The sequence below is a fragment of the Pseudotabrizicola sp. genome (assembly GCF_030684215.1).
Taxonomy (GTDB): domain Bacteria; phylum Pseudomonadota; class Alphaproteobacteria; order Rhodobacterales; family Rhodobacteraceae; genus Pseudotabrizicola.
In genome coordinates, this window is record NZ_JAUXOV010000040.1 from 16,873 (window position 1) to 42,402 (window position 25,530).

The 25,530-nt window shown below is 60.3% G+C and carries 24 protein-coding genes; 9 read left to right on the top strand and 15 right to left on the bottom strand.

The genetic code is table 11. From position 1 onward, the window contains the following. Positions 1 to 8: 8 nt before the first annotated feature. From Q8K08_RS07915 to Q8K08_RS07930, 4 genes are all read left to right on the top strand, one after another. Positions 9 to 1,814, top strand: coding sequence for an alpha/beta hydrolase (locus tag Q8K08_RS07915; RefSeq protein WP_304797076.1), 1,806 nt, complete (start codon positions 9 to 11; stop codon positions 1,812 to 1,814). Positions 1,815 to 1,949: 135 nt separating this feature from the next. Beyond that, positions 1,950 to 2,399 (top strand): Phasin, encoded by a 450-nt coding sequence (locus Q8K08_RS07920; protein ID WP_305249715.1) that lies wholly within the window; start codon positions 1,950 to 1,952, stop codon positions 2,397 to 2,399. Between the two features lie 208 nt (positions 2,400 to 2,607). Beyond that, positions 2,608 to 3,171, top strand: a complete 564-nt coding sequence (gene phaR / locus Q8K08_RS07925) for a polyhydroxyalkanoate synthesis repressor PhaR (RefSeq protein ID WP_304797080.1) — start codon at positions 2,608 to 2,610, stop codon at positions 3,169 to 3,171. Positions 3,172 to 3,177: 6 nt separating this feature from the next. After that, positions 3,178 to 4,119: a LysR family transcriptional regulator gene (locus tag Q8K08_RS07930; protein WP_305249716.1), complete on the top strand. Its 942-nt coding sequence runs from the start codon at positions 3,178 to 3,180 to the stop codon at positions 4,117 to 4,119. A gap of 31 nt (positions 4,120 to 4,150) precedes the next feature. Here Q8K08_RS07930 and Q8K08_RS07935 read toward each other — a convergent pair whose 3' ends face one another. From Q8K08_RS07935 to Q8K08_RS07990, 12 genes are all read right to left on the bottom strand, one after another. After that, a complete protein-coding gene (locus Q8K08_RS07935) occupies positions 4,151 to 5,341 on the bottom strand; it encodes a DegT/DnrJ/EryC1/StrS aminotransferase family protein (RefSeq protein ID WP_304797084.1) in 1,191 nt (396 codons plus the stop codon). A gap of 88 nt (positions 5,342 to 5,429) precedes the next feature. Further along, entirely contained in the window at positions 5,430 to 6,731 is a 1,302-nt protein-coding gene (locus tag Q8K08_RS07940; RefSeq protein WP_305249717.1) for an FAD-binding oxidoreductase, read from the bottom strand. After that, a complete protein-coding gene (locus Q8K08_RS07945; RefSeq protein WP_305249718.1) occupies positions 6,728 to 8,083 on the bottom strand; it encodes a glutamine synthetase family protein in 1,356 nt (451 codons plus the stop codon). The genes Q8K08_RS07940 and Q8K08_RS07945 overlap by 4 nt, the downstream gene beginning before the upstream one ends. 31 nt (positions 8,084 to 8,114) lie before the next feature. Beyond that, positions 8,115 to 8,795, bottom strand: coding sequence for a type 1 glutamine amidotransferase (locus Q8K08_RS07950; protein WP_304797088.1), 681 nt, complete (start codon positions 8,793 to 8,795; stop codon positions 8,115 to 8,117). A gap of 78 nt (positions 8,796 to 8,873) precedes the next feature. Continuing rightward, positions 8,874 to 10,208, bottom strand: a complete 1,335-nt coding sequence (locus tag Q8K08_RS07955; RefSeq protein WP_304797102.1) for a glutamine synthetase family protein — start codon at positions 10,206 to 10,208, stop codon at positions 8,874 to 8,876. A gap of 126 nt (positions 10,209 to 10,334) precedes the next feature. Next, positions 10,335 to 11,162, bottom strand: coding sequence for an ABC transporter permease (locus tag Q8K08_RS07960; protein ID WP_304797090.1), 828 nt, complete (start codon positions 11,160 to 11,162; stop codon positions 10,335 to 10,337). Further along, positions 11,159 to 12,040, bottom strand: a complete 882-nt coding sequence (locus tag Q8K08_RS07965) for an ABC transporter permease (protein ID WP_305249720.1) — start codon at positions 12,038 to 12,040, stop codon at positions 11,159 to 11,161. Before Q8K08_RS07965 ends, Q8K08_RS07960 begins: the two co-directional genes overlap by 4 nt. 42 nt (positions 12,041 to 12,082) lie before the next feature. Then, entirely contained in the window at positions 12,083 to 12,808 is a 726-nt protein-coding gene (locus Q8K08_RS07970; RefSeq protein WP_305249721.1) for a transporter substrate-binding domain-containing protein, read from the bottom strand. A gap of 44 nt (positions 12,809 to 12,852) precedes the next feature. Next, the gene (locus tag Q8K08_RS07975; RefSeq protein ID WP_304797094.1) at positions 12,853 to 13,656 is read right to left on the bottom strand and encodes an ABC transporter ATP-binding protein; all 804 of its coding nucleotides are present in this window, start codon (positions 13,654 to 13,656) and stop codon (positions 12,853 to 12,855) included. Between the two features lie 101 nt (positions 13,657 to 13,757). Then, positions 13,758 to 14,528 (bottom strand): phosphate/phosphite/phosphonate ABC transporter substrate-binding protein, encoded by a 771-nt coding sequence (locus Q8K08_RS07980; protein ID WP_304797096.1) that lies wholly within the window; start codon positions 14,526 to 14,528, stop codon positions 13,758 to 13,760. Continuing rightward, positions 14,525 to 14,962, bottom strand: coding sequence for a TerB family tellurite resistance protein (locus Q8K08_RS07985; RefSeq protein ID WP_304797097.1), 438 nt, complete (start codon positions 14,960 to 14,962; stop codon positions 14,525 to 14,527). Before Q8K08_RS07985 ends, Q8K08_RS07980 begins: the two co-directional genes overlap by 4 nt. A gap of 40 nt (positions 14,963 to 15,002) precedes the next feature. After that, entirely contained in the window at positions 15,003 to 15,590 is a 588-nt protein-coding gene (locus tag Q8K08_RS07990) for a transglycosylase SLT domain-containing protein (RefSeq protein ID WP_305249723.1), read from the bottom strand. Positions 15,591 to 15,779: 189 nt separating this feature from the next. Between Q8K08_RS07990 and gatB the strand changes: the two genes are divergently transcribed. From gatB to Q8K08_RS08005, 3 genes are all read left to right on the top strand, one after another. Beyond that, positions 15,780 to 17,306, top strand: coding sequence for an Asp-tRNA(Asn)/Glu-tRNA(Gln) amidotransferase subunit GatB (gene gatB / locus Q8K08_RS07995; protein ID WP_305249724.1), 1,527 nt, complete (start codon positions 15,780 to 15,782; stop codon positions 17,304 to 17,306). Continuing rightward, positions 17,303 to 17,950 carry a hypothetical protein gene (locus Q8K08_RS08000; protein ID WP_305249725.1) on the top strand — a complete coding sequence of 216 codons (648 nt, stop codon included), beginning with the start codon at positions 17,303 to 17,305 and terminating at the stop codon, positions 17,948 to 17,950. Before gatB ends, Q8K08_RS08000 begins: the two co-directional genes overlap by 4 nt. A gap of 142 nt (positions 17,951 to 18,092) precedes the next feature. Continuing rightward, on the top strand, positions 18,093 to 18,473 hold the full coding sequence (locus tag Q8K08_RS08005; RefSeq protein WP_304796423.1) for a DUF4177 domain-containing protein: 381 nt from the start codon (positions 18,093 to 18,095) through the stop codon (positions 18,471 to 18,473). Between the two features lie 11 nt (positions 18,474 to 18,484). On the opposite strand, the gene Q8K08_RS08010 is transcribed toward Q8K08_RS08005, so the two are convergent. Beyond that, positions 18,485 to 19,585, bottom strand: coding sequence for a pyridoxal phosphate-dependent aminotransferase (locus Q8K08_RS08010; RefSeq protein ID WP_305249764.1), 1,101 nt, complete (start codon positions 19,583 to 19,585; stop codon positions 18,485 to 18,487). A gap of 298 nt (positions 19,586 to 19,883) precedes the next feature. Then, positions 19,884 to 22,925, bottom strand: a complete 3,042-nt coding sequence (locus tag Q8K08_RS08015; RefSeq protein WP_305249726.1) for a valine--tRNA ligase — start codon at positions 22,923 to 22,925, stop codon at positions 19,884 to 19,886. 191 nt (positions 22,926 to 23,116) lie between these two features. On the opposite strand from Q8K08_RS08015, the gene Q8K08_RS08020 reads away from it, so the two are divergent. Beyond that, positions 23,117 to 23,404: a hypothetical protein gene (locus tag Q8K08_RS08020; protein ID WP_305249727.1), complete on the top strand. Its 288-nt coding sequence runs from the start codon at positions 23,117 to 23,119 to the stop codon at positions 23,402 to 23,404. A gap of 164 nt (positions 23,405 to 23,568) precedes the next feature. On the opposite strand, the gene Q8K08_RS08025 is transcribed toward Q8K08_RS08020, so the two are convergent. Beyond that, entirely contained in the window at positions 23,569 to 24,000 is a 432-nt protein-coding gene (locus tag Q8K08_RS08025) for an Lrp/AsnC family transcriptional regulator (protein ID WP_304796412.1), read from the bottom strand. Between the two features lie 216 nt (positions 24,001 to 24,216). On the opposite strand from Q8K08_RS08025, the gene Q8K08_RS08030 reads away from it, so the two are divergent. Then, positions 24,217 to 25,362, top strand: a complete 1,146-nt coding sequence (locus Q8K08_RS08030) for a type III PLP-dependent enzyme (protein WP_304796409.1) — start codon at positions 24,217 to 24,219, stop codon at positions 25,360 to 25,362. Positions 25,363 to 25,530 lie beyond the last annotated feature (168 nt).

Genomic DNA, 25,530 nt, shown 5'->3' on the forward strand with positions numbered 1-25,530 from the left:
AGTTTAACATGACAACTGACGACAGTGACGCGGGACCAAAGTTGGAGAGGATGCAGGCCAATCTGGCACGGGTTGAGGAACTCTCCCAGCGGCTGATGGCGGCGCTTGCGCATCGCAAACAGGCCGATAATGCGCTCTCTGGCCCCTCAAACGACGTGTATATGAAGGCCGCAGCCGCTTATGTGGCCGAAATGATGCAGAACCCAAGCAAGATTCTGGAACAGCAGATCAGCTTCTGGGGCAAGAGTCTTAAGCACTATGTCGATGCCCAGCAGGCACTTTTGTCTGGTGAGTTGAAGGCCCCGGCCGATCCCACGCCAAAAGACCGCCGATTCTCTAACCCGCTTTGGGAAACGCATCCCGCGTTCAACTACATCAAACAGCAATATCTGATGAACTCCGAGGCGATGACCAATGCCATCGGGGATCTGGAAAAGCTGGAACCGACGGATCGCCGCCGCGTCGAATACTTCACCAAGCAGATCATTGATATGTTCTCGCCCACCAACTTTCTGGGCACCAACCCCGATGCGCTGGAAAGGGCCGTCGCCACCGATGGCGAAAGTCTGGTGCAGGGGTTGGAAAACCTTGTTCGCGATATCGAGGCGAACAACGGTGATGTGCTGGTCACGCTGGCCGATCCCGATGCCTTCCATGTCGGGCAGAACATTGCCACTACCCCCGGTGCCGTGGTCTACCGCAACCGCATGCTGGAACTGATCCAGTATACGCCCACCACCGAAAAGGTGCACACGACGCCCTTGCTGATCTTTCCGCCATGGATCAACAAATTCTACATCATGGATATGAAGCCGCAGAGTTCGCTGATCAAATGGATCGTGGATCAGGGCTTCACGCTGTTTGTCGTGTCATGGGTCAATCCCGATGCCTCTTACGCTGATATTGGCATGGATGATTACATCCGCGACGGCTACTTGCGCGCCATGGCCGAGGTGCGCCGCATCACCGGAGAGAAGCAGATCAATACGGTCGGCTATTGCATTGCCGGCACCACCCTTGGCCTGACCCTCGCGCATCTCGACCGTGTGGGCGATACTTCGGTCAAATCAGCGACCTTCTTCACCACGCTGGCCGATTTTTCCGATCCGGGTGAGGTTGGCGTGTTTCTGGGGGATGATTTCGTAGACGGAATCGAGCGTCAGTCAGCGAACGATGGCATCTTGTCGAAATTCTTCATGGGCCGCACCTTCAGCTTTCTGCGTTCCAATGATCTGATTTATCAGCCTGCGATCAAAAGCTATATGCTGGGCGAGGCGCCACCCGCCTTTGATCTTCTGTTCTGGAACGGTGACGGCACCAACCTGCCCGCCACCATGGCGGTGCAATATCTGCGCGGGTTGTGCCAGCAAGATGGCTTTGCAAAAGGCACGTTCCCGGTGTTTGGCGAACCTGTCAGCCTGTCTGGCGTCACGGTGCCGCTCTGCGCCATCGCCTGCGAGACAGACCACATTGCGCATTGGCGTGGCAGCTTCAACAGCGTACGGCAGATGGGGTCCAAGGACAAAACCTTTATCCTGTCAGAGTCTGGCCATATCGCCGGGATCATCAACCCGCCGACCAAGGATAAATACGGCCACTACACGTCAGACGCGCCCGTGCAGGGCACGCCCGAAGAATGGAAGGCCGAGACGTCTTATACCAAAGGCAGCTGGTGGCCTCGCTGGGGTGACTGGCTCAGGGCCCGTTCGGGCAAGCTGATAAAGGCGCGCATGCCCGGTGATTCGACCAATCCGGTCCTGTGCGACGCGCCGGGGACATATGTGACCGCAAGGGTGATTGCGGGAAATGATTGATCGCCAAGGGTTTACCTCCTTACAACCATAAAAAATGCTGCACCGCAGAAAAAAGGCTTGAAATGCTGCGGTGCAGCATCTATATTGCTGTCATGGAAAACAGGTCGGGCACTCCGGCCAACTAGGAGAATACCAATGACCAAGACCCCAGACTTCGCAAAAGTGATGCAGGACATGATGGCTTCCTTCCCGGTTGACTCGTCCGCAATGCAGAACGCATTCAAAACTCAGGCTGCTCTGGCCGAGAAAATGTCGAAAGTGGCTCTGGAAGCTGCTGAAAAGTCGACCGAAATCACCGCCAAGTGGACCAAAGACACCATCGCCAAAATGGCTGATGTGTCCAAAGCCAAAACCGAGCCGACCGATTACACCAAATCGGTATCCGATTTTGCTTCGTCCGCTGCTGAAATGGCTGCTGAGAACCTGGCCGCTTTCGCTGAAGTTGCGAAAAAAGTGCAGATGGAAACTGTTGAGCTGATGCTGGCTGCTGGCAAGGACATGTCGGAAGACGCGACCGCTGCTGTCAAAAAAGCCACCGCTGACGTGACCGTTGCTGCGAAAAAAGCAGCTTCTGCTGCCAAGTAATCCTACGAGATTAGCGCTTTTTCGGCTTTCCTCCCCCCTGAGTGCGAAAAAGCGTAAGGCGGGCCCCTCGGGGTCCGCCTTTTTCTTTGGGCCTTGCACAGACCCCGCCGCTGCTATGTGGCTTTCCTCTGACACCGTTAGGCTTTCCTTTTGTGTCTGGGCTGCGTAAGCTTCTCTGCATGTGCAAAAACCTCAGGGGAGGGTGGCCATGGCCGACACCGACAAGCCGCTGCTGATCAAACGCTATGCCAGCCGCCGCCTGTATAATACTGAGACATCTGATTACGTGACTCTGGAAGATATCGCCGGGTTTATCCGTGCGGGCCGTGAGGTTCAGATCGTTGACCTGAAGTCGGGTGATGACCTGACGCGCCAGTATCTGTTGCAGATCGTGGCGGAGCACGAATCCAAAGGCGAAAACGTACTACCGATTGCCGTGCTGACAGATCTTGTGCGCAGCTATACCACCAATGTTCACTCGGTCGTGCCCCAGTTTCTGGCCGCCAGCTTCGAGATGCTGCGCGAGGGCCAATCCAAGATGATGGGAAACCTTGGGGTTTTACCCAATCCCATGGCTGCGATGCCGGGCTTTGATCTGATGCGCAAGCAACAGGAAGCATTCATGAAAACCATGATGACCGGCGTGCCCGGCTGGGGCGCAGCCGGCACCTCTGGCCCCGAGCCTGAAAGCGATGATGCCACCAGCGCCGAGGATCTGGCCCAGATCAAAAAGCAGCTTGCCGAGCTGCAAAAGAAACTCTCCAAGCTGTAACCGATCATGGCCGAGGGACAGACCCGCGTCACCTTGTGGGGGATAGAGGTCTTTCTGGCCGTCGCGGAAGAGGGCACCATCTCTGCCGCCGCCCGGCGTCTGGGGGTGTCGCCCCCGGCGATCAGTCAGCAACTTGCGGCGGTTGAGGCGACACTGGGCGCGGTTCTGTTGGACCGCGCCGCGCGTCCCTTCTTCCTGACCCCGGCTGGCAGTCTGTTTCGCCGCCACGCGCAGGTGATCCTGAACACCGAGGCCGAAGCCCGAGCCGATCTGGCCCGTGCCGACCTCGCGCGGCTTAGTACATTGCGGCTGGGGATGATCGAAGATTTCGATGCCGAGGTGACGCCAGCACTGCTGTCAGGCCTGGCGCAAGAGATGACCGAATGCCGGTTCTTGCTGGAAACCGGGGCGAGCCATCGCCTGCTGGACAAGCTGGAGGCCCGCGCGCTTGATCTGGCTGTGGCAGCGGAACTCGGTTCCGAGGGCGCAGATGCCGGGTGGCGAGAGGTGCATCAGGTCCTGACCGAACCCTTTGTTGCGGTGCGCCCCAAAGCGACGGGCGATGTGCCGCTGATCCTGTATTCGGCCCGGCATCTGATGGGGCGGCAAATCGCTGGCCATCTGGCGCGGGCCAATCAGCGTCCGCAGGTCCGGTTCGAGTTGGACAGCTATCACGCCATACTGGCGCTGGTTGCGCAAGGTGCGGGCTGGACGATCCTGACTCCGCTTGCGTTGCATCACGCCGCGCAGTTTCTGGATGCGCTAGAGGTGCAACCGCTGCCCGGCGCACCACTTGCGCGCAGCATTTCACTGTCGGCGCGGGCCGGGGTGATGGGCGATGTGCCCGCACGCGTGGCCGCAGATCTGCGCGGCCTGATTGGCAGCCGGATCGTGACGCCTGCCGTCAAAACCTGGCCCTGGCTGAGCCAGGATCTGCGTTTGGCCTGACACTGGCGGAACGTCTCCGGCAAAACACCGGTCACGCCGGATGAGCGGCCTGTGCAGCTTCAATCAGAGCCGTCGCGATGTAGTCCAACTCTGCCACGGTCAGCCGTGCTGGCAGGCGCACATCGCAGGCCCGCATTAGCATGGCGCGGGTTTGCGGAAGATCGGGGGCCTCACCCAGAAACTGCCAGTTCCAGAACGCCCGCGCATTGCCATCGGACAAGCCAAAGATCTGCACTGCTACACCCTGCGCCTTGGCCCTATCCTGAAACTCAAGCGCCTGTGCATCCGTCCAATCACCTGCCAGCGTGAACTGGATCGAATCCGGCGCACGCAATTCAGGGGGCAGGGCAGGTGGCACCGACAGCAGCCCGCAGGCATTGAGTGCCGCGGCCACATAATCATGGTTGCGCCGCCCGTCACTTACCCGCCGCGCAACTTCGGGCAGTTGCGGCCGGATCACCGCCGCTGACAGGTTCTGCATGCGCAGGTTGTACAGCGGCAGTTTGTTCTGCCATGCGCAAAAGCTGTTCTGGAATCCGGGATGTTTTTTCCAGTTCTCCTCATACGCGCCCGACATGATGACGGCGCGCGCCGCGATTTCCGGGTCGTCAGTCACCATGATCCCGCCTTCGCCCGCGTTCACCATCTTGTAGGACTGAAAGCTGAAACAGCCGACGCGGCCAATGGTGCCGATATTGCGCCCATTCCAAAGCGTGCCAAGGCTATGCGCTGCATCCTCTACCACCGGAATGCCCGCCGCATCACAGAGCGCCATAATGGCATCCATGTCTGACGTATGGCCGCGCATATGGCTGATCATCACCGCCGACGCCCCCGGCAGTTTCGCCGAAAAGTCCACCATATCAATGCGGTAAGTCTCGTCCACCTCGACCAGAACCGGTACGCAATCGGCGTGAACCACGGCAGAAGGCACAGCAGCAAATGTAAAAGCCGGGATCAGCACACGCGCCCCGCGCGGCAGATCCAGCGCTTTGAGTGACAAGAACAACGCAGCAGAACAGGACGATACCGCAAGCGCATAGCGCGCACCCAACAGGTCGGCGAATTCCTGTTCCAGCAGGCTGACCGGAGAATCCTTGGCGGCGGTGTAGCGAAACAGATCGCCCGATGACAGCAGCCGCTCAATCTCGGCGCGGGCGGTATCTGGGATCGGTTCTGCGGCATAGACGTTGGGGGGCAGGGTCTGACCGTCATGTGCCATGAGGATTCCTTAAACTCAGTTTAAGAGACGCTTAATCTTTGAGTGGGATCAAAGCCAGTGACAATTCCATGACTGGGCAAAGCTTTGCCTAAACGCCAAGCCGGTCGCGCAGCGAAAACCATGTCATCGCGGCCACCAGAAGCGGCCAGCGCAGCGCCGCCCCACCGGGAAAGCGCTGTTGCGGCAGGCGCGCCAGCAGGTCAAATCCGCTGGCTTGGCCCTGCACCGCCTGCGCCATCATCTTGCCCGCCAGCGTTGCCATCGCCACCCCGTGCCCGGAATAGCCCGAGGCGGACATGACGTTCGGCGCGGGCCGCATAAAGCAGGGCATCCGGTTCATGGTGATCGCCAGAGTGCCGCCCCATGCATAATCGACCCGCACATCGCGCAGCTGCGGATAGACCTCCAGCATTGGCTTCATCACGGTCTTCACCACATCGGGAAAGCGGTAGCCATAGCTTTCGCCCCCGCCAAACAGCAGGCGGTTGTCCTCTGACAGCCGCCAGTAATTTACCACAAACTTGGTATCGGCCACTGCGATCTTGCGCGACAAGATCCGCGCCGCGCGGTCGCCCAAAGGCTCGGTCGCCAGTATGAAATTGTTGATCGGCATGACGCGGGACGCCACCTTGCGGTCAAGCCCGCCCAGATAGCCATTGCCGGCCAAAATCACATGATCGCAGCTAACCTGCCCGCTTGCGGTCTGCACCACCGGTTTTGCACCATGGCGGATGTGATGCACTTCGGAGCGTTCATGAAGCTGCGCGCCCGCCTGTGCGGCTGCCTGCGCCAACCCAAGTGCATAGTTCAGCGGGTGCAGATGACCCGCGCCATGGTCCAGATCGCCGCCGTGATAGACGTCTGATCCGACGATATCGCGCATTGCGCCCTGCGACAGCGGCTCGATCTGGGTGTAGCCATAATCGCGCGCAAGCTTTTCGGCATAGGCATGGGCATGGCGCGCCTCGGCTGCTGAACGGCAAGCGTGGGCAATACCGGGGTAAAAGGTGACGGGCAAGGCATGGCGGTCGATCAGGTCGCGCACCAGTGCTTTGGCATCTTCGCCCATATCCCACAAGCGGCGCGCGTCCTCGCGCCCCACACGCGCCTCCAGCCAGTTCTGGTCCTGCCGCTGGCCACTGCCGACCTGTCCGCCATTGCGCCCCGATGCGCCAAAGCCGACCCGGTGCGCCTCGAGCAGCACCACGCGCAGGCCTGCTTCGGCCAGATGCAGTGCGGCTGACAGGCCAGTGTAGCCGCCCCCGACGATGCATACATCAGCGCTGAGTTGGCCCTTCAGCACCGGGAAAGGCTTCAACGGTGTGGCAGTGGCCGCGTAATAAGACGGAGGAAATTCCCCCGCCCGGTCATTGGCGTGCAAAAGGTTCATACGTTCAAAAGCAGGTGTTCGCGTTCCCATGGGCTGATGACCTGAAGAAACTCTTTGTATTCGTTTCGCTTTACAGAGTCGTAGACCTTGCAAAAGCTATCACCCAACACCGATTTCAGCGCCGCATCCTCGTCCAGAAGGTCCAGCGCATCGCCCATGTTCACTGGAATTTCGTCGCTGTCGATATAGGCTGAGCCAATGAATTCAGGCCGGGGCAGGCGTTTTTCCATCAACCCCAGATAGCCGCAGGCCAAGGTGGCTGCGATGCCCAGATACGGGTTGCAATCCATACCCGGCAGGCGGTTTTCCACCCGACGGCCCGCCGCCGAGGAGATCGGCACCCGCAGCCCTGTGGTGCGGTTGTCGCGGCCCCATTCAAGGTTGATGGGTGCGGCAAAATCAGGGACATAGCGGCGATAGCTGTTCACATAGGGCGCCAGCAGGGCGATGCCCGCGCCAAGGTGGTTCTGCAAACCGCCGATAAAATGCAAGAACGCCTCAGTTTCCATGCCCTTTGACCCGGCAAAGATGTTCTTGCCGCTCTTGGAATCCACCACCGATGTGTGAATGTGCATGGCAGAGCCAGGCTCGCCCGCAATCGGCTTGGCCATGAAGGTGGCAAAGCAATCGTGGCGCAGAGCGGCCTCACGGATCAGGCGTTTGAAGAAAAATACATCATCCGCCAGCCGCACCGGGTCGCCGTGTGCTAGGTTCAGCTCTATCTGCCCCGCGCCGCCTTCTTGCAAGATGCCGTCAATCTCAAGCCCCTGCGCCTCGGCAAAATCGTAGATGTCGTCGATCACCTTGCCGTATTCGTCGACCGCGCTCATGGAATAGGCCTGCTTGCCCGCCGCGCGCCTCCCAGAGCGGCCCATAGGCGGCATCACTGGCATGTTGGGGTCGATATTGCGGGCGGTCAGGAAGAACTCCATCTCGGGGGCGACAACGGCTTTCCAGCCTTGTTCCGCATAAAGATCAACAATCCGGCGCAGCAGGTTGCGCGGGGCATAGGGGATCAGATTGCCCTCTTGGTCCTTGGCGTCGTGGATCACCTGCAATGTCACATCTGCGGTCCAGGGTGCGGCGGTGGCGGTAGTGAAATCCGGCTCCAGGATCATGTCGGGTTCGGTAAAGGCGTCGAACGGATTGTCCGCCCATTCGCCGGTGATCGTCTGCAAAAAGATCGAGTTTGGCAGGAAATAGCTTTTCTGGTGCGCGAACTTGGCGGCGGGCATCGCCTTGCCCCGCGCGACCCCGGCGATGTCGCCGATGATGCATTCCACCTCGTCCACCCGGCGATTGCCGATAAAATCACGCGCGGCGTCGGGCAGTTTGTCGGTCCATTTTGACATGGGGTCGGTCCGTTCAGTTTGCCCCCGGACGTCAGGTCCGGGGCGCTTTGAAAAACGCCGCAATACGCGCGGCGATGGTCTTGTCTTGCAGCGGCACGTCCAGCCGGGTTGCCGCCTCTGCCAACAGGGGATCTGGCACAACACCAATAGCGCGGGTTTTCATCAGCCCGTCAACAAAGGCGGACGAAAACTCTGGATGTGCCTGAATGGTCAGCCCGCGGTCGTCGTAAAGCAAGGCAGCATTTTCGCAAAACCCGCTGCTGGCCAGAACGGTCGCACCTTCTGGTCGCGTCACCACCTGATCCTGATGCCATGCGTTCAGTGTCAGGGTTTCACTGCCAAAGTCGTACGAGGTCGGCCCGATGGACCAGCCTCCCGCATACTTCTCAACCTTTCCGCCCATTGCCTGCGCGATGATCTGGTGGCCAAAGCAGATCCCGACCACCGGCACCCGTGCGGCAAAGGCGTCACGAATGAACAACTCGAGCGGCGCAATCCACGGATGGTCTTCATAGGCACCGTGCTTTGATCCCGTGATCAGCCAGCCTTCACAGTCCTGCACGGCATCCGGAAAAACGCCATTCACGACGGGGTAGGTGCGAAAGGTGAAGCCGTGGCCGTCCAGCAGCTTGGCGAACATGTCGGGATAATCGCCCATCTCGGGCGCAAGAGCGTCGGGTGCAAGCCCGGTTTGCAGAATGCCGATCAGCATGGCCTGTCCGAAGTTAAGGATTGCAAAGCTTTGCGCCGCGCCCCCCTGTCAGGTCAAGGGGGCGCGGCAAATCGGGCGTCAGACCGTATCGAGATACAGTTCCACCCGCTCTTCCGGTGTCAGTTCCGCGATGTAGTGCATTTCCTGACGCTTGGTCAGAACGAAGTTGCGGATCAGCTCTTTGGGCAGGAAGCGCGACAGCATATCGCTGTTCTCAAAGGCATCAATCGCCGCCTCCCATGTTGCAGGGATCTGCGGCAGGTCCATGGCATAGGCGTTGCCAGAGACCGGAGAGGCCGGTTCCAGCTCATCCTCCATCCCCATGAGTGCGGCCCCAAGGATGGTTGCCAGCATGAGGTAAGGGTTCACGTCGCCGCCCGCGACCCGGTGCTCGATCCGCCGTGCCGCAGGGCTACCCGCCGGAATGCGAACCGCCGCGGTGCGGTTTTCATAGCCCCAGCAGATCGCTGTCGGGGCGTGTTTATCAGGCACCAGTCGTTCATAGCTGTTTTCATGCGGGGCAAAGACCAGCGTAGAATCGCTCATCGCCGCCAGACAGCCCGCGACTGCATGTTTCAACGCAGCTGTGCCTTTTGGTCCGCCGCTGTCAAAAATGTTGTCGCCCGCTTCGTCCAGAACGGAAAAATGGGTGTGCAGGCCCGATCCCGAGTATTCGGCATAGGGTTTGGCCATAAAGCTGGCGGCAAAGCCATGGCGACGTGCCAGACCCTTGACCAGCATCTTGAACAACCACGCATCATCGGCGGCGCGCAGGGCGTCATCGCAATGCATCAGGTTCACCTCGAACTGGCCAAGCCCGGTTTCCGATGTCGAGGTATCGGCGGGAATGTCCATCGCCTCACAGGCGTCGTACAGGTCGGTAAAGAAGGTGTCGAAGGCGTCAAGTGCCCGGATCGACAAGGTTTCCGCCGCCTTTCGGCGTTTGCCGGATCGGGGCGAAGACGGCACTTGCAGGGTTTTGCCCGAATCGTCGATCAGGAAAAACTCCAACTCCATCGCCACAACAGGCGTGAGGCCACGCTTCTTGTACTGCTTGACGACTGCATTCAGTGCGTGGCGCGGGTCGCCTTCATAGGGTTGGCCGTTTTCACGGAACATCCAGATCGGCAGCAGGGCAGTCGGCGCCTCCAGCCAAGGCATCGGCATGAAACCGCGCTCTGTGGGCTTGAGCACGCCATCCTGATCGCCCTGTTCAAAGACCATCGGGCTGTCGTCAATATCTTCGCCCCAGATGTCGAGGCTTAGCACAGAGAACGGAAAACGGGTGCCGTCCTTGACCGCCTTGTCAGCATAGCGAGACGGAATGCGCTTGCCACGGGCCTGACCGTTCAAGTCGGCGGCTGCCACTCGGATCGTGCGCACTTGCGGGTGTTTACGCAGGTAGTCCTTCATCATGTTCGTTTGGTCGGGGCGTTACCTGTGGCGCGGCCCGTGTTCCATCCTTGGTTTGTAATCTTTCCCCCCGCGGTTGGCGCGGGTCCGGACGGGTGTCCGAATAATTTGATCAAATATACGCTACTATCGGATCACCTGAAGACGCAAGCGAATTTTACCACCCATGTTTGACGGCAAATGCCGGTTCAGACGGGCATTGATCGCCCCCATCAGCCAGATCAGCAGCAGGGTCAGCGCGATGAAATAGCCTGCCACAATCGGATACGAGACAAAGGGGTTGAAGGTCTTGTCGGCAAAATAGCTGGCGTAATACAGCGCGTCGCCCCGCTGTTGAAACGCTGGAAAGCCCGAGAAATAGACCAGTGTGGTGGAATGGAACAGAAAGATCGCCTCATTCGTATAGGCAGGCCAAGCCAGCCGCAGCATGGTGGGCCACTGGATCCGGCGAAATTTCGCAAACCCGGTCAGACCATAGGCCTCTGCCGCCTCAAGGTCGCCTTTGGGGATTGACCGCAACGCGCCATAAAAGATCTCGGCGGAATAGGCGGCGGTGTTTAGGAACAACACAAATAACGCCCCCGCCCAGGCTTTTGTGGTCCACGAGGTCTGCACCGTAATGCCGAACACGTCGATCCCGGCGCGGGGCAGCAATTGCAATGCTTCATAGGCCAGAAAGAACTGGATGAACAACGGCGAGCCACGGAACAGAAAGATGAACCATTCTGCAGGTTTACGTGCAATCGGGTTGTGCGAGGCTTTGGCAAAGGCAATCGCATTGGCCAGAACAAAGCCGAAGATCAGCGCCACAACCCCGAAATAGACATTCCAGATCAGCCCCGACCCGATCAGCGTGAATTGCTGGCACAGGGTAAAATCGCTGCGCGGCAGCAGGCGTTCGCCATAGCCAAGCGACCGGAAAGCATAGGCGCCAATGGTTTCCCAACAGGTCATATGCCCGCCTTTCGCATTGCTTCGCCCGCCGCTGTGGCCTGTCCTTTGGACAGCCGGGCGGAAATGCGGTTCAGCACGATTTCAGAGACGCGGGTAAAGCCCAGATAGAACACCAGCAGGAACAGGAAGTAATACAGCCGCCAGTCGGGGTGCGGATAATCAAAGGCCTGGGTCTTGGCCCCGCCCAATTCGCGCGCCCAATATACGATATCCTGCACGCCCAGCAGGAACAGCAGGGGGGTGGCCTTGATTAGAATAAGCCACAGGTTTGACAGGCCGGGCAGAGCGTAAACCCACATCTGCGGCACCAGAACGCGGCGAAACACCTGAGCGTGGCTCAGCCCATAGGCTTCGGCAGTTTCAAGCTGCGCGCGCGGCACCGCCTGCATCGCGCCATAAAGCACGTTGGCGGCAAATGCCCCGAACACCAGCGCGAAGGTCAGCACCGCCAGCATAAAGCCGTAAAACTGATGGATCCATTGCGCCGAATTGCCAAGCGGCACCTTGGCCTGCGGACAGACCCGGAATTCAAGCCCGTTGCGCACAGGCTCGGTCCACTCGGGGCAGCGGATCAGATGCATGATGTATTCAATGCCCTGATCCAGCGCGATTACGAAGAACAGGAAGAACACGATATCGGGCACACCGCGCACCATGCCAGTATAGCCCTTGCCGATGAGCCGTAGTGCGAAAAACGGACTGCGCGCGGCCATTGCGCCGAAAAACCCGAACAACATGGCTATCGGGGCCGTGACTGCCAGCAGCAGCAGCACCGTGCCGAACGCCCAATACATGTTCATGTGCTTGCCTGACGTCAGGTAGCACGCAAACCATTGAAAGCCTTCCAGCGATTTGGGATCAGCGCAAAATTCAAACATGGGGATGTGCCCCCGCACAGTTTAAGCACGGGGGCCATTTCATCAGAATACGTCCGCGTCTTCGCCGAACCACTTGATGATCAACGGGTTAAGCGTACCGTCTTCTTTCATCGAGGTAATGGCGGCGTCGAACTTTTCGCGCAGCTCGGTATCAGACTGGCGCAGGCCCATGCCGACACCACCGCCAAGCGTCACATCATCCGAGACGATGACCAGCTGTCCGTTCGATTCGTTGACGATCGGAACAAGATAATCCTTGTCGGCAAATACCGCATCGGCCTCACCGTTGCGCACAGCCGCAACGGTTTCATCCGGCGTTGCAAACTCCAGCAGCGTCGCGTCCGACGAGGCGATATAGCCCGATTGGATCGTGTTGACCTGCGCCGCGATCACGCCACCCTCGATATCGGCATCTGCCGACAGGGCCACATAGGCCGAGGGCGCCGGGGGGGTGTAGTTCTGGGTGAACGAGATCACCTTGGACCGTTCTTCGTTGATGTTCATGCCGGCGATGATGGTGTCATAGTTGCCGGACTGAAGGTTCGGGATGATCGAATCCCAATCAGTTGTGACCCATTCACAGGTCAGCTCGGCGCGCTTGCACAGCTCATCGCCCAGCTCGCGTTCAAACCCGTCTACCTGACCATTGTCATTGATGAAGTTATAGGGTGGGTAAGCGCCCTCGGTGCCCATGCGGACGGTCTGTTGCGCCAATGCGCCCCCAGCCATCAGTGCCATCAGCGCAGTTGCGCTCATCAGCTTTTTCATAAGTGTCTCCCATTGGTAAGCTGTTGTTATGGTTTAGTATAAACTCAGGACGTGGCAGAAAGAAAGCCCCGCAATCGGTCGGTCTGCGGGTTCCCGAACAGCGTCGATGGCGGCCCCTGTTCCTCGATCCGGCCTTGGTGCAGGAAAATGACATGATCCGAGCAGTCGGCTGCCAGCTTCATGTCATGTGTTACCAGAATCATCGTGCGCCCTTCCTCGGCAAGCGATTTGATCACGCGGATCACCTCTTGCTCCAGCTCGGGGTCAAGTGCGCTGGTGGGTTCATCAAACAGCAGCGCACGCGGTTCCATGCACAGCGCCCGCGCGATTGCTGCGCGCTGTTGCTGGCCGCCCGACAGCATGGCGGGCCAAGCATCGGCCTTGTCGGCGATACCGACCTTGGCCAGATATTCGCGCGCCTTTGCCTCGACCTCTGCCGGATCGCGCTTCAGCACCGTCACCGGGGCCTCCATCACGTTTTGCAGAATTGTCATATGGGACCACAGGTTGAACTGCTGAAACACCATCGACAGATTGGTGCGAATGCGGGTTACCTGCGCCCGGTCGGCGGGGTGGCGGGCCAACCCCTGGCCTTTCCAGCGCACGGCCTCACCCTCAAACAGGATTTCGCCTTGCTGGCTGTCTTCGAGCAGGTTGCAGCAGCGCAGCAGGGTGGATTTTCCCGATCCCGATGACCCGATAAGGCTGATCACGTGACCCCGCGGTGCGGTCAGATCCACCCCTTTGAGAACCTCAAGCGACCCATAGGCTTTGTGCAGGCCATGGATTTCGATCACCGGGGTATCGGTGGCGGATTGGCTGGGATTGGTCTGGGGGGCAGCGATCACTTTGCCTCGCGGGGTTGATACAGTTGATCAAATAGGGCGCAAGATTCGCGCCATTGCAACGCTCTTTGTGACAAACACAGCGGCAGTTGCTGCAGGATTGGTCACAATGTGCCACCAAATTGGGCAGGTGCGGGTGGGATTGGCAAGGCAAGATAAGCGCTGGCGGGAATCCGGGTTAACCCGCGCAAGCACAGCGTGTGGCGCTGCGATGCGCCAAGATCGTCGATGGCTTGTGACACCGCCGCAAACACCGCATCGGCCTGTCCGGCCAGCGCCGTAATCAGCGGCAAGCCCGGAGTGGCGCGCGTTTGCGCAAAGACGCGCAGACCGCTGGCAAACGCCTCATGCCGCGTCAGCAATTCCCATGTCACAGCGTCGATGGCGGCAAAATCGGCACGCCCCTCGGCAACGGCAAGGGCGCTTGCGCGGTGGCCACCCGTTGCGATCACCGGGCCGATAGCAAGGCCAAGGTCATGGAAGTGCTGATAGACCGCCGCCCACCCTGATTGAGACAGGGGCTCGTTGATCGCCAGTTGTGTTGCGCTGAACGCAGATTCTGTCGTGCGCGGATCATCCAGCCGCGCGATCAGGACCGATCTGTAATACCCCGGTGCGCAGCCCGCGACCCCGTAATCGGGCGTGCCAACCAGTGTCACGGTGTCGTGCAGCCGTGCCCGGAATGGCAATCCGCATGTCTGTGACAGCAACAGGTCCGGCGCAGCCCAAGCAGGCCAATAGGCTTGGGCCCCTCTGGTCAAAGCCTCTGGCGCGGTCAGCCCGCGCTTGCGCAGACCGTCCCGGATCAGCGACCACAGCGCGTCATTCGCCGCCGCAATCTCGGTGCGGTCATACATTCCCAGTGATGCGATCATTCTTTCGCGGCCCGCTGCCGGGCAAGGGCGGACTCAACATCCGTCAGGCCCAGCAAATTGGCAACCAGCCGCAGCAAGCGGTCTTCCTCGGCATCGCGCGCGCCATCTGACAGCGCGACCGACCACAACGCCTGTAGCAATCCGGCGCGGTCTTCCTGTGCTGTGGCCGCTTTGATTGCGCGGGTAAAGCGCACGGTGTCTGGCGCTTCGGCCTCTAGCACCTCGGCTTCGGTGCGCATGCCAGCGGCGGCAAAGGGTGACAAATGGTGCAGGCGTGCCAACACCCGATCGATATGCGCGATCTCTGCATCGGCATAAATACCGTCAGACCGCGCCACACGCACCATCAGGGCGGCAAGGGCAAGACGCGCATCCGGTTCAGCCAGACGCGCGGGGGCAGGGGCCAGAAGGCCAGAGAGGAGGCGTTCAAACATGGCCAAAACATAGAGGCCGATCTGGCCGAGGGCAAGACGATCAGCTTGCGCAATACTTTTGTGATTTGGTCCAGCCAGCGATGTCAGATCGCTTTGTCGCAGACCGGAATGGGCCCCAGTCGCGCCCGATACCACGGTTGCCGCCACCGGCCACCACGCCATCACGGCCAACCTGTTTCGACATGATCTTGATGGCGCAAGCCAAATTCGCCTCGCCGTTTTTGAGTGCGGAAACGCTGGTTGCTTCGCAACGATAGGCGCGCGCGGTGGATGGCGAGATCTGCATCAGGCCAATGTAGCGCCCGCCGCCACCGGATGCTTGCGGGTTCCACGTGCTTTCATGCTTGGCTGTAGCCGACAGCAACCCGGCCCAGAACGCGCGGCGCTCGGTCAGGCTGGCGTCATCATAACCGGGGCACCAGCCCTCGATATCGGCAGGCACGCGCGCCGCCAGCACCGCATCATTCGCGGCGATCATGTTCATTGATGTTTGCGTCCAGTTTGCAGCCTCTGGCCGATGATCCCAGCGCATCGCGGGTGGTTCGCCTGTGTCCTTTCCGGTGGCACTGGCTACACAGCCAGCAAGTGCGAAGGCCGAAACGGCAACAAGCGAAAGTGGGAAACGCATCAGGTCGTCCATGGGCAGCGCCGCACCTTTGTGCGCGGCTCTGTGGCGTTAGGCTGGTTGACCCGAGTCGGGCAACCCCACCACGGGTACATCGGCATCAATCCGCCAGTGCCACCCCTTGCCCCACGGCGTTTCGCCGCCTAAAGACAGAGGAAACGCCCGTTATCAGGGCCGACGAAGGAGTGCGCCATGCTGGACCTGACCTATACCGCGCCAACCCCCAAGGTGATCGCCGGGGCAAAGCACGACTGGGAACTTGTCATCGGAATGGAAATTCACGCGCAGGTGTCGTCCAACGCCAAGCTGTTTTCCGGTGCGTCGACCCAATTCGGGGCCGAGCCTAATTCCAATGTGGCCTTTGTCGATGCCGCCATGCCGGGCATGTTGCCTGTGATCAACGAGTTTTGTGTCGAACAAGCCGTCCGCACCGGCCTTGGCCTCAAGGCGCAGATCAACCTGTTCTCGGCCTTTGACCGCAAGAATTACTTCTACCCTGATCTGCCGCAGGGCTATCAGATTTCCCAGCTTTACCACCCTATCGTGGGTGAAGGTGAAGTGCTGGTTGAACTTCCCCCCGGCCCTGATGGCACAAGAACGGCCCGTATGGTGCGGATCGAGCGGATTCACCTTGAGCAAGACGCGGGCAAGTCGATCCATGATATGGACCCGGCGATGTCTTTCGTGGACCTGAACCGCACAGGCGTGGCGCTGATGGAGATTGTCAGCCGACCCGACATTCGCGGGCCTGAAGAGGCCGCCGCCTATGTCGTCAAGCTGCGCCAGATCCTGCGCTATCTGGGCACCTGCGATGGCAATATGCAAAACGGTAATCTGCGTGCCGACGTGAACGTGTCGGTCTGCCGTCCCGGCCAGTATGAGAAATATCAGGCCACGCAGGATTTTGGCCATCTTGGCACCCGCTGCGAGATCAAGAACATGAACTCGATGCGGTTCATCCAACTGGCCATTGATTACGAGGCCCGCCGCCAGATCGCAATTCTGGAAGATGGCGGCAAGGTGGATCAGGAAACCCGGCTGTATGATCCCGACAAGAATGAGACCCGGTCGATGCGGTCGAAGGAAGAAGCGTTCGATTACCGCTACTTCCCGTGCCCCGACCTTATGCCACTGGAGATAGAGCAGGCTTGGGTCGATGACATTGCGGCCAGCATGCCCGAACTGCCCGATGCCAAGAAGGCGCGCTTCATGGCCGATTTCGGGCTGACCGATTATGACGCCAACGTGCTGACTGCCGATCTGGAATCAGCAGGGTTCTTCGAATCCGTTGCACAGGGCCGTGATGGCAAGATCGCCGCGAACTGGGTGATCAATGAACTTTTTGGCCGTCTGAACAAAGAGGGTCGCGCGATTGCCGACAGCCCGCTTACTGCTGCGCAACTGGGCGGGATGCTGGATCTGTTGGCCAAGGGCGAGATCACTGGCAAAATGGCCAAAGACCTGTTCGAAATCCTCTGGACCGAGGGCGGTGATCCGGCAGAGCAAGCCGCCAAGCACGGCATGAAAGCGGTGACAGACACCGGCGAGATCGAGCGCGCCCTTGATGCGCTGATCGCGGCCAACCCTGATCAGGTCGAAAAGGCCAAGGTCAATGCAAAGCTGGCAGGCTGGTTCACCGGACAGGTGCTTAAAGCCACCGGAGGCAAGGCCAATCCCGCCGTCGTGAATGCGATGGTGGCGCAGAAATTGGGTCTGTGAGCCTGTTGGGCCGCTTTCGTGCGGCCCTTGGCCGCGACGATGCCTCGCTTCTGGCGCGGGCGCGCAGCGATGTTCGAATGGGTCTGGCGCTGAACCCGCCCGCCTGCCGCCCCCCGCTCAACCGCGCCATTGCCACGCTGGAACGCTTGCCCAACAGCCCCGAGGTGGCCTTGCTGCTGGGACGCGCGTTGCGTGCCAAGGCGGCGACTGTGTCGGGCAGCGATGCGCGCGATTTGCGGGCGCGTGCGGTGGCCAAGCTGACGGCGATGCTTGACACGACCCGCATCACGGCAATTGAGCGCGCGACACTTTATGCAGCGCTTGCGCAAGCATGGATGCCCTTGCGCGACGATGCCAAAGACCCCGAATTGTCGTATCGCCAACTGATCCGCGCACAGGAAGCCCAGGCTGAGGCATTGGTAGTGCCCTCTGCTGCGGCGCATCTTGGCATGGCTGAAATCGCGCTTGCCCTTTGCCAGAATCCGCTGTGCCCGTCGCCCCGTGCCATGGCACAAACGGTGCTCTTGCAGGTGAATGAAGCGCGCAACCGCGCCCCCGATGCGGATGAGCAGGGCAGTCTTGATGCGCTGGAATCCGCCGCCCTTCACTTGTTTCCCGGCCTTGTGTCAGACGATACCCCCTAGGGATTGGGGCCGGTTGATGCGCCGCCCACCACATAGGGCGGTTGTTGCGGTGCTGCCCGGTCGGTTCCAAAAAATGCTTTCATCACTTGGTCTTGCTGGGCGAATCCAGCTATCATGACGACGCAAAACCCGGGGAGATGTCATGCAGCGTTTTGAATTTAAGGTGGTGCCCGCACCCAAGCGGGGCGAAAAGCTGCGTGGCGTGAAGTCGACCGAAGACAGATTTGCCCTGACTCTGACTCAGGTGATGAACGGCCTTGGGGCTGATGGATGGGATTATGTCCGGGCCGATACGCTGCCCTGTGATGAACGGTCAGGCCTGACCGGGACCAAAACCACCTATCAGCACATGCTGGTCTTTCGTCGCCCGCTGGCAGAGGCGGCAGCAACAGCCCCCGCCTTCAACTCCCTGCGTGCGGTGACGGAAGCAGAAGGCCCAAGCCATAAACTTGGCGCGGCCAATGTGCCGCCCGGTCCGGCCCCGGCGCTTGGCCCGGCAAAAGCCGATATCGCGGCAGAATAATCACCAAATGATCAGCCCGCCGCGGAAATCGCCTGCGGCAGGACCTCTGCCAGCGCATCAAGCGCCGCATCATCGCCCAGACTGATCCGAATGCAGCGATCCAGCGGTGCAACGCCCGGCATACGGATGAACACACCGCGCGCGACCACCTCGCTCAGGATTGCGCGGGCATAGTCCCCGTCGCGCCCACAATCCACGGTCACAAAATTGGTGGCCGAGGGCAGGGGCCGCAACCCGTTCTCGCTTGCAATACCTGCGAGACGGTGCCGGGCATGGGTGATCCGTGTTCGTACCTCCTCCAGCCAGACCTGATCCTTTAACGCCGCCAAAGCCCCGATCTGAGCCACCCGGCCCATGCCGAAATGGTCGCGCACCTTGTCAAAGGCCTGCGCCAGATCCGGTGCCGCGATCGCGTAGCCCACCCGAGCCCCGGCCATACCATACCCCTTTGAAAACGTCCGCAGCCGGATCACCTGTGGATGATCCGCCAGAATCGTGGGGATGGTGCCATCAGGGGCCAGATCAGCATAGGCTTCGTCCAGCACCAGCAGCGCGTGATCGGGCAGGTTGGCCAGCATATCCTCGATCACCCGCGCCGGATGATGGCTGCCCATCGGGTTGTCGGGGTTCGCCAGATAGATCAGCCGCGCTCTGGTGGTCCGGGCGGCGTCAAGCAAGGCCTGCGGGTCTTCGTGATTGCCAAGATAAGGCACGCGGATAAGATCGCCGCCAAAGCCATTCACATGGAAATTAAAAGTCGGATAGGCCCCCAGCGAGGTCACGACGAGGGTGCCAGACTCTAGCGTCAGGCGACACAACAGACCAAGCAGCCCGTCAATCCCGCCGCCCAGCACGATATTCTCCGGCCTCACGCCATGATGTGCGGCAAGGGCGTGCTTCAGGTCGTGGCTTTCGGGGTCGGCATACATCCAGACCCCGGCCAATGCCGCCCGCATCGCGTCCAGCGCCTTGGGCGAGGGGCCAAAGAGCGATTCATTCGCCCCCAGCCGCGCCCGGAACGGTTGCCCTTGCCGGCGTTCCAGCGTCTCGGGGCCTGTAAAAGGCACGGTGGAAGGCAGAGTGGTGGCAAAAGGGGTAAGAAAGCGGCTCATGATCGGCCCAGAGTGGCGGGAATTGCCGCAGGGGGCAAGTGGGCGCGCGGGGCCAAAATCTGCCATGAAATTCAAAAACACAGGCCAGACTGTCTGGCCGCTATCGGCAGTCGGCCAATCCATGCATCAGCCCCATGGGCTGGCCGAGGAAAGGGGGGCTGTCTGCCCCCCTTCGTCGCTTACGCTCCTCATCCCCCCGAGGATATTTGAGAACAGGTAATAGCATTGCTGCTTGCTGAAATACTCCCGCCGGAGGCTTCCCCGGCAGGGCGGCGCGTGCCGGGGAAACCGTGTTCGGTCAGCCGATCTCAGCCAGCCTGGCCATTGCAGCCTGCAATTTGGCGGCCTCATCTTCGCGGGCCTCAAGGTTGCCGCGCGCCTCTGCCACCACATCTTCCGGGGCCGAAGCGATGAAGGCCGGGTTGTTCAGCCGCCCCTTCAGCCCGCCAATTTCTTTGGCCAGTTTGTCGAGCGATTTTTGCAGGCGGGATTTCTCCTCTGCGATGTCGATCACACCGTCGAGCGGGATCGCAAAGGTCGCACCCTCAGCCGCCACGGTGATCGCGCCTTTGGGGGCGGTTTCGGCGTGGCTCAGGTTGTTGATCCGGGCGAGGCGCTGGATCAGCGTTTCGTTATTACCCCAAGCGGTTTGCGCTGTATCCGTCATCGCAGTGGCAACCAGATCGAGCTTCAGACCCACTGGCACATGCACCTGCGCGCGGGCCGAGCGGATGTCGTCGATAAGCGTGGTTACCCATGTCATCTCGGTCATGGATGGCGCGTCGATCAGGCTGGCGGGCAATGTTGGCCAGTCGGTATGGACCAGCAGCTTGGCGCGGGTGCCTGTGGTGGACCAGAGTTCTTCGGTGATGAAGGGCATCATCGGGTGCAGCAGGATCATGGATTGATCCAGCACCCAAGCCATGGTGGCGCGCGTCTCATCCGCCTGTTCGCCATGAAACAGCGGTTTGGCGAATTCGACATACCAGTCGCAGACCTTGCCCCAGACGAATTTGTAAAGCGTATCGGCGGCCTGGTCGAAGCGGTAGTTTTCCAGTGCTTCCGACACCTCGGCGGCGGCTTTGGCGGTTTCGCCGATGATCCATTTGTTGACGGTGGCGCTGGCCTGTGGCGGGGCGCTTTGGGTCGCGTGGTTTTCCCAGACGCCGTTCATTTCGGCAAAGCGGCAGGCGTTCCACAGTTTGGTGCCAAAGTTGCGGTAGCCTGCGATGCGCTGGGTGTCCAGTTTCAGCACGCCGCCAAGGCTGGCCATGGCGGCATTGGCAAAGCGCAGCGCGTCTGCGCCGTATTCGTCGATGATCTCCAGCGGGTCGATGACGTTGCCCAGGGATTTCGACATCTTCTTGCCCTTGGCGTCGCGGACCAGACCGTGCAGGTAGACGGTCTTGAACGGAACCTGATCCACCACGGCCAGTTGCATCATCATCATCCGGGCGACCCAGAAGAAGATGATGTCTTGGCCTGTGATCAGGGTGGAGGTGGGGAAGTATTTTGCCAGTTCCGGGGTCTGTTCCGGCCAGCCGAGGGTGCCGATGGGCCAGAGGCCGGAGGAGAACCATGTGTCGAGAACGTCGGGGTCGCGGCGCAAGCGCACCTGGAATTTTCCGGACGCGTCGCGGCGAGTGAACGCCGCAAAGAACGCATCGATAGAGAGTTGCTCTGCGTCTTCGATCTGATCGCGAGCCATTGTTGAACTGGCATCAAGGACGACGGCCATGTCGCCGTAATGAAGCGCTGCCGCAGCAATTGCTTCCTGTTCGCTGGGCGCGCAAAAGTGCCGGTATTTTCCTGCAGTGATAGCGCCGTGCTCGATTTCCGGCCCATACCACACCGGAATCTGATGCCCCCACCAGAGCTGACGCGAGATGCACCAAGGCTCGATATTCTCCAGCCAGTGGTAATAGGTCTTCTCGCCCGACTCCGGGATGATCTTGGTCGCACCGCTGCGCACCGCCTCCAGCGCCGGTTCCACGATCTTAGCCGTATCGACGAACCATTGATCGGTCAGCATCGGCTCGATCACGACCTTGGACCGGTCGCCGAAGGGCTGCATGATCTTTTTCGCCTCGACCACCGGCTCGCGGGTCAGGTGCTCGCTGCCGGTTTCCGGGTCAACTTCCTTGACCAGCGTGGTCACGGACAGGCCGATGGCGTTGATGTCGGCGATCACTGCTTTGCGCGCGTCAAACCGGTCCAGCCCGCGGTATTTTTCGGGCACAAGGTTGAGGCCATCGACTTCGGCCTCGGTCGTAGCAGACCCTGCCGCGATCTCGCGGGCGCGCAGGACCGCCTCGGCATAGGGGGCACCATCGGCGCGCATAGCACCTCGGGTGTCCATCAGGCGGTAGCAGGGCAGGTTCGCGCGTTTGGCGACACTGTAGTCGTTGAAGTCATGCGCGCCGGTGATTTTCACGGCACCCGAGCCAAAGGTGGGGTCGGGGTATTCGTCGGTGATGATCGGGATCAGGCGGTCGCAGAGCGGCAGGTGGACCATCTTGCCGACGATGGGCGCATAGCGTTCGTCGGACGGGTGCACGGCCACCGCACCATCGCCCAGCATGGTTTCTGGCCGGGTGGTCGCGATAGAAATGTAGTCGCGCGTCTCGCGCAGCGTCACCGCGCCGTTTTCGTCTTTCTCAACGTATTCATAGGTTTCCCCGCCTGCGAGGCGGTATTTGAAATGCCACATGTGGCCCGCGACTTCGATATTCTCGACCTCAAGGTCGGAAATCGCGGTTTCAAAATGCGGGTCCCAGTTCACAAGGCGTTTGCCGCGATAGATCAGGCCTTTGTTGTACATCTCGACAAAGACCTTGATCACGGCATCGTGGAAATTGCCCTGCTCTCCGTCTGGCGCGTTTGGCGCGCCGGACATGGTGAAGGCCTCACGGTCCCAGTCGCAACTGGCCCCCAGCCGCTGCAACTGGCCGATGATGGTGCCGCGCGAGGATTGCTTTTGCTGCCAGACGCGGGACAGGAACGCGTCGCGCCCCATGTCGCGGCGGGTGGGCTCGCCGTTTTTCGCCATGTCGCGTTCGGTCACCATTTGCGTGGCGATACCGGCGTGGTCGGTGCCGGGCTGCCAGAGCGTATCGTCGCCCATCATGCGGTGCCAGCGGGTCAGGATATCTTGCAGCGTGTTGTTGAAGGCGTGGCCCATGTGCAGGCTGCCGGTGACGTTTGGCGGCGGGATCATGACGGAAAACGCTGGATGCCCCGGTTTGGCATTGGCCCCGGCGGCAAAGGCTTTTTCCCGCAGCCAAAGGGCGGAAATCCGGGCCTCGGCCTCGGCGGCGTTGAAGGTCTTTTCCATCGGCATGGGCATCATCCTTTGCGGTTGCTGGGGACTTAGCGAATATGGGTCCAAAGGCCAAGGGGGGGATGCGCAGGCTCCGCAATTCCGGCTCGGGCGGTCATGGCCGCACGGCCCGTGGTTGGCGCAGAAAAGTTGTCCCGTCTTTGGGCGATACATTACATTTTTCTGCCTATATGCTCCGGATAATCCTGAAAATGAGCCGCGCATCCTTACCCGTATCCAGCCATAACTTTGCGATCATCGCCGCAGGCTTTCTTGCGGCCACCGGGGTGTTTGGCACATTGTGGTTCCAGACAGAGTGTGCGCACGACCAGTTTCAGCGCGCTGTCGAGACGCGCGCAACCTGGACCCGCTTTGCCCCGCCGATCGAGATAACGTTGCGGCAAAAGCTGCAAACGCTGGGTCATTCCGGCCAGCTTCAGCTATCCTGTGGCAGACAGCACCTTTACCGGCAGGCTAAAGCTTTCAAAGTCGGGATTTGAGGCCTACCCTCAAGAGGTCGGAGGGCAGTTTCGGGTGTTTTATGACGCGCAGGCCCCGGCACGGGTGGTGCGACGGCTTGAACACCCGGAAACGGATGTTGCGCCGTTGCGCGTTGCGACCTTTATCTGCGCGGCTTTGGCTTTTCTTTGTATTGGCCTTGCGCTCAGATCGCCCGGTCGATCTTTGTCGAAAGGTGAATAAGGCTTTCGGAGGAATGAACCCCGGTCATCGCGCCGATCTGGTCCAGCACCTGATCCAGCACCTGCGTGTTGGGGCAGGCAATCTGTAACAGCAGGTCCACCCGGCCACTGGTGGTAAACACACGCTCGACCTCGGAGATTGACTTGAGGCGGGTCAGCAGGGCTGCTTGGGTGCGCGGCTCGATGGTCAGCAGAACGGTGGCGCGCAACCGGTTCGGGTCAGCACCTTCGCCCAGTTTCAGAGTATATCCGGCGATGGTGCCGCTGTCCTCAAGTCGTTCCAGCCGGGCCTGAATGGTGGACCGTGCCACCTTCAAACGCCGCGCCAGCATCGCCAGCGACAGGCGGGCATCGGCGCGCAGAAGGGCGATAATGTTGCGATCCAGATCATCCATACGATTTGACCGATGCTTTCGTCATTCTAACACCTTCAGACTCCGATTATGTAGTTTTGTTCGGTGAGATTGTGCCCCATATGCCCCATCCTACGTTGCAGGAAAAGGGCGGTTCATACGCACCTGGCCTGGTTTTAGATAACCACGCTGGTGCCCGGCCCCGTTGAGTGCAACGGCAAAGGGCTATGCGTCTTGTTGGCAGGAAGGGAAACGCCGATGGGACTCTCGAAAACGATCTGGACAAATCCAACTGAATTTCTGCGCGTTGAGAAGCCGGTTAACCCGGTGCTGTTTTTTGCACCAACCGTGGTTCAGGCAGCTGCCCGTCGGTTCATCGACGGCTTTCCCGGTATGGTGACCTATGCGGTCAAATCAAACCCGAGCGACGAGATGATCGAAAACCTCGCCGCCGCTGGCGTGCGCGGTTACGATTGCGCGTCCGGGTTCGAGATTGACCTGATCCGCCGTCTGGCCCCGGATGCTGCGATTCACTACAACAACCCGGTGCGGGCACGCCACGAGATCGCCTATGCGGTGGAGCGTGGGGTGAAATCCTACAGCGTTGATTCGCGATCGGAACTGGACAAGCTGATCGAGATGGTCCCGGCCGAGGGCACCGAAATTTCAGTGCGCTTCAAGCTGCCGGTCGCAGGGGCTGCCTATAACTTTGGCGCAAAATTCGGCGCAACTGCCGAAGTGGCGGTGGACCTGTTGAAAGTGGTGGCCGATGCCGGGTTCATCCCGTCGATCACATTCCACCCCGGCACGCAATGCACTGACCCCAAGGCGTGGGAGTCCTATATCCTTGAAGCGGCCGAGATTGCCCGCAAGGCGGGCGTGACCATCGCGCGGCTGAACGTGGGTGGCGGCTTTCCGAATCATCGTCTGCATGGCGTGACCCCGCAGTTGGAGGAAACCTTTGCGCTGATCGACCGTGTGTCCATCGAAGCCTTTGGCGCCGATCGCCCGCTTTTGGTTTGTGAGCCGGGCCGTGCGATGTGTGGTGATGCCTTTACGCTGGCTGCACGGGTCAAGGCCGTGCGCGATGACAGCCATGTGTTCCTGAACGATGGTGTTTACGGCACGCTGACCGAACTGCCGCTGATCGGGGTGATTGACCGGATGGAAGTCATTTCGGCGACCGGTGAAAAGCGTCTGGGTGAAGATGTGCCGCGCATCATCTTTGGCCCGACCTGCGACTCTGTTGACCGCCTGCCGGGTGATATCCCGCTGCCGGGTGATATAGCCGAGGGTGATTTCGTGATCGTGCATGGCATGGGGGCGTATTCCACCGTGACCAACTCGCGCTTTAACGGCTTTGGCGATCTGGGTGTGGCAACGGTGCTGTCACTCAAGCTCTGAGTATATGGGTGCAGGCACGCTCATTTTGAGAGTGCAGGCGCGATTGGAAAGCTTGACCGCGCTGTTCGCAAAAATCGCCCGCAAGATGCGCTGAGCCTTTTCCAACGCCCCCCGCTGGACAAACCCGGCTGGGGGCGTAACTCTTTGCGACACAAGCAAAGGGGCGCG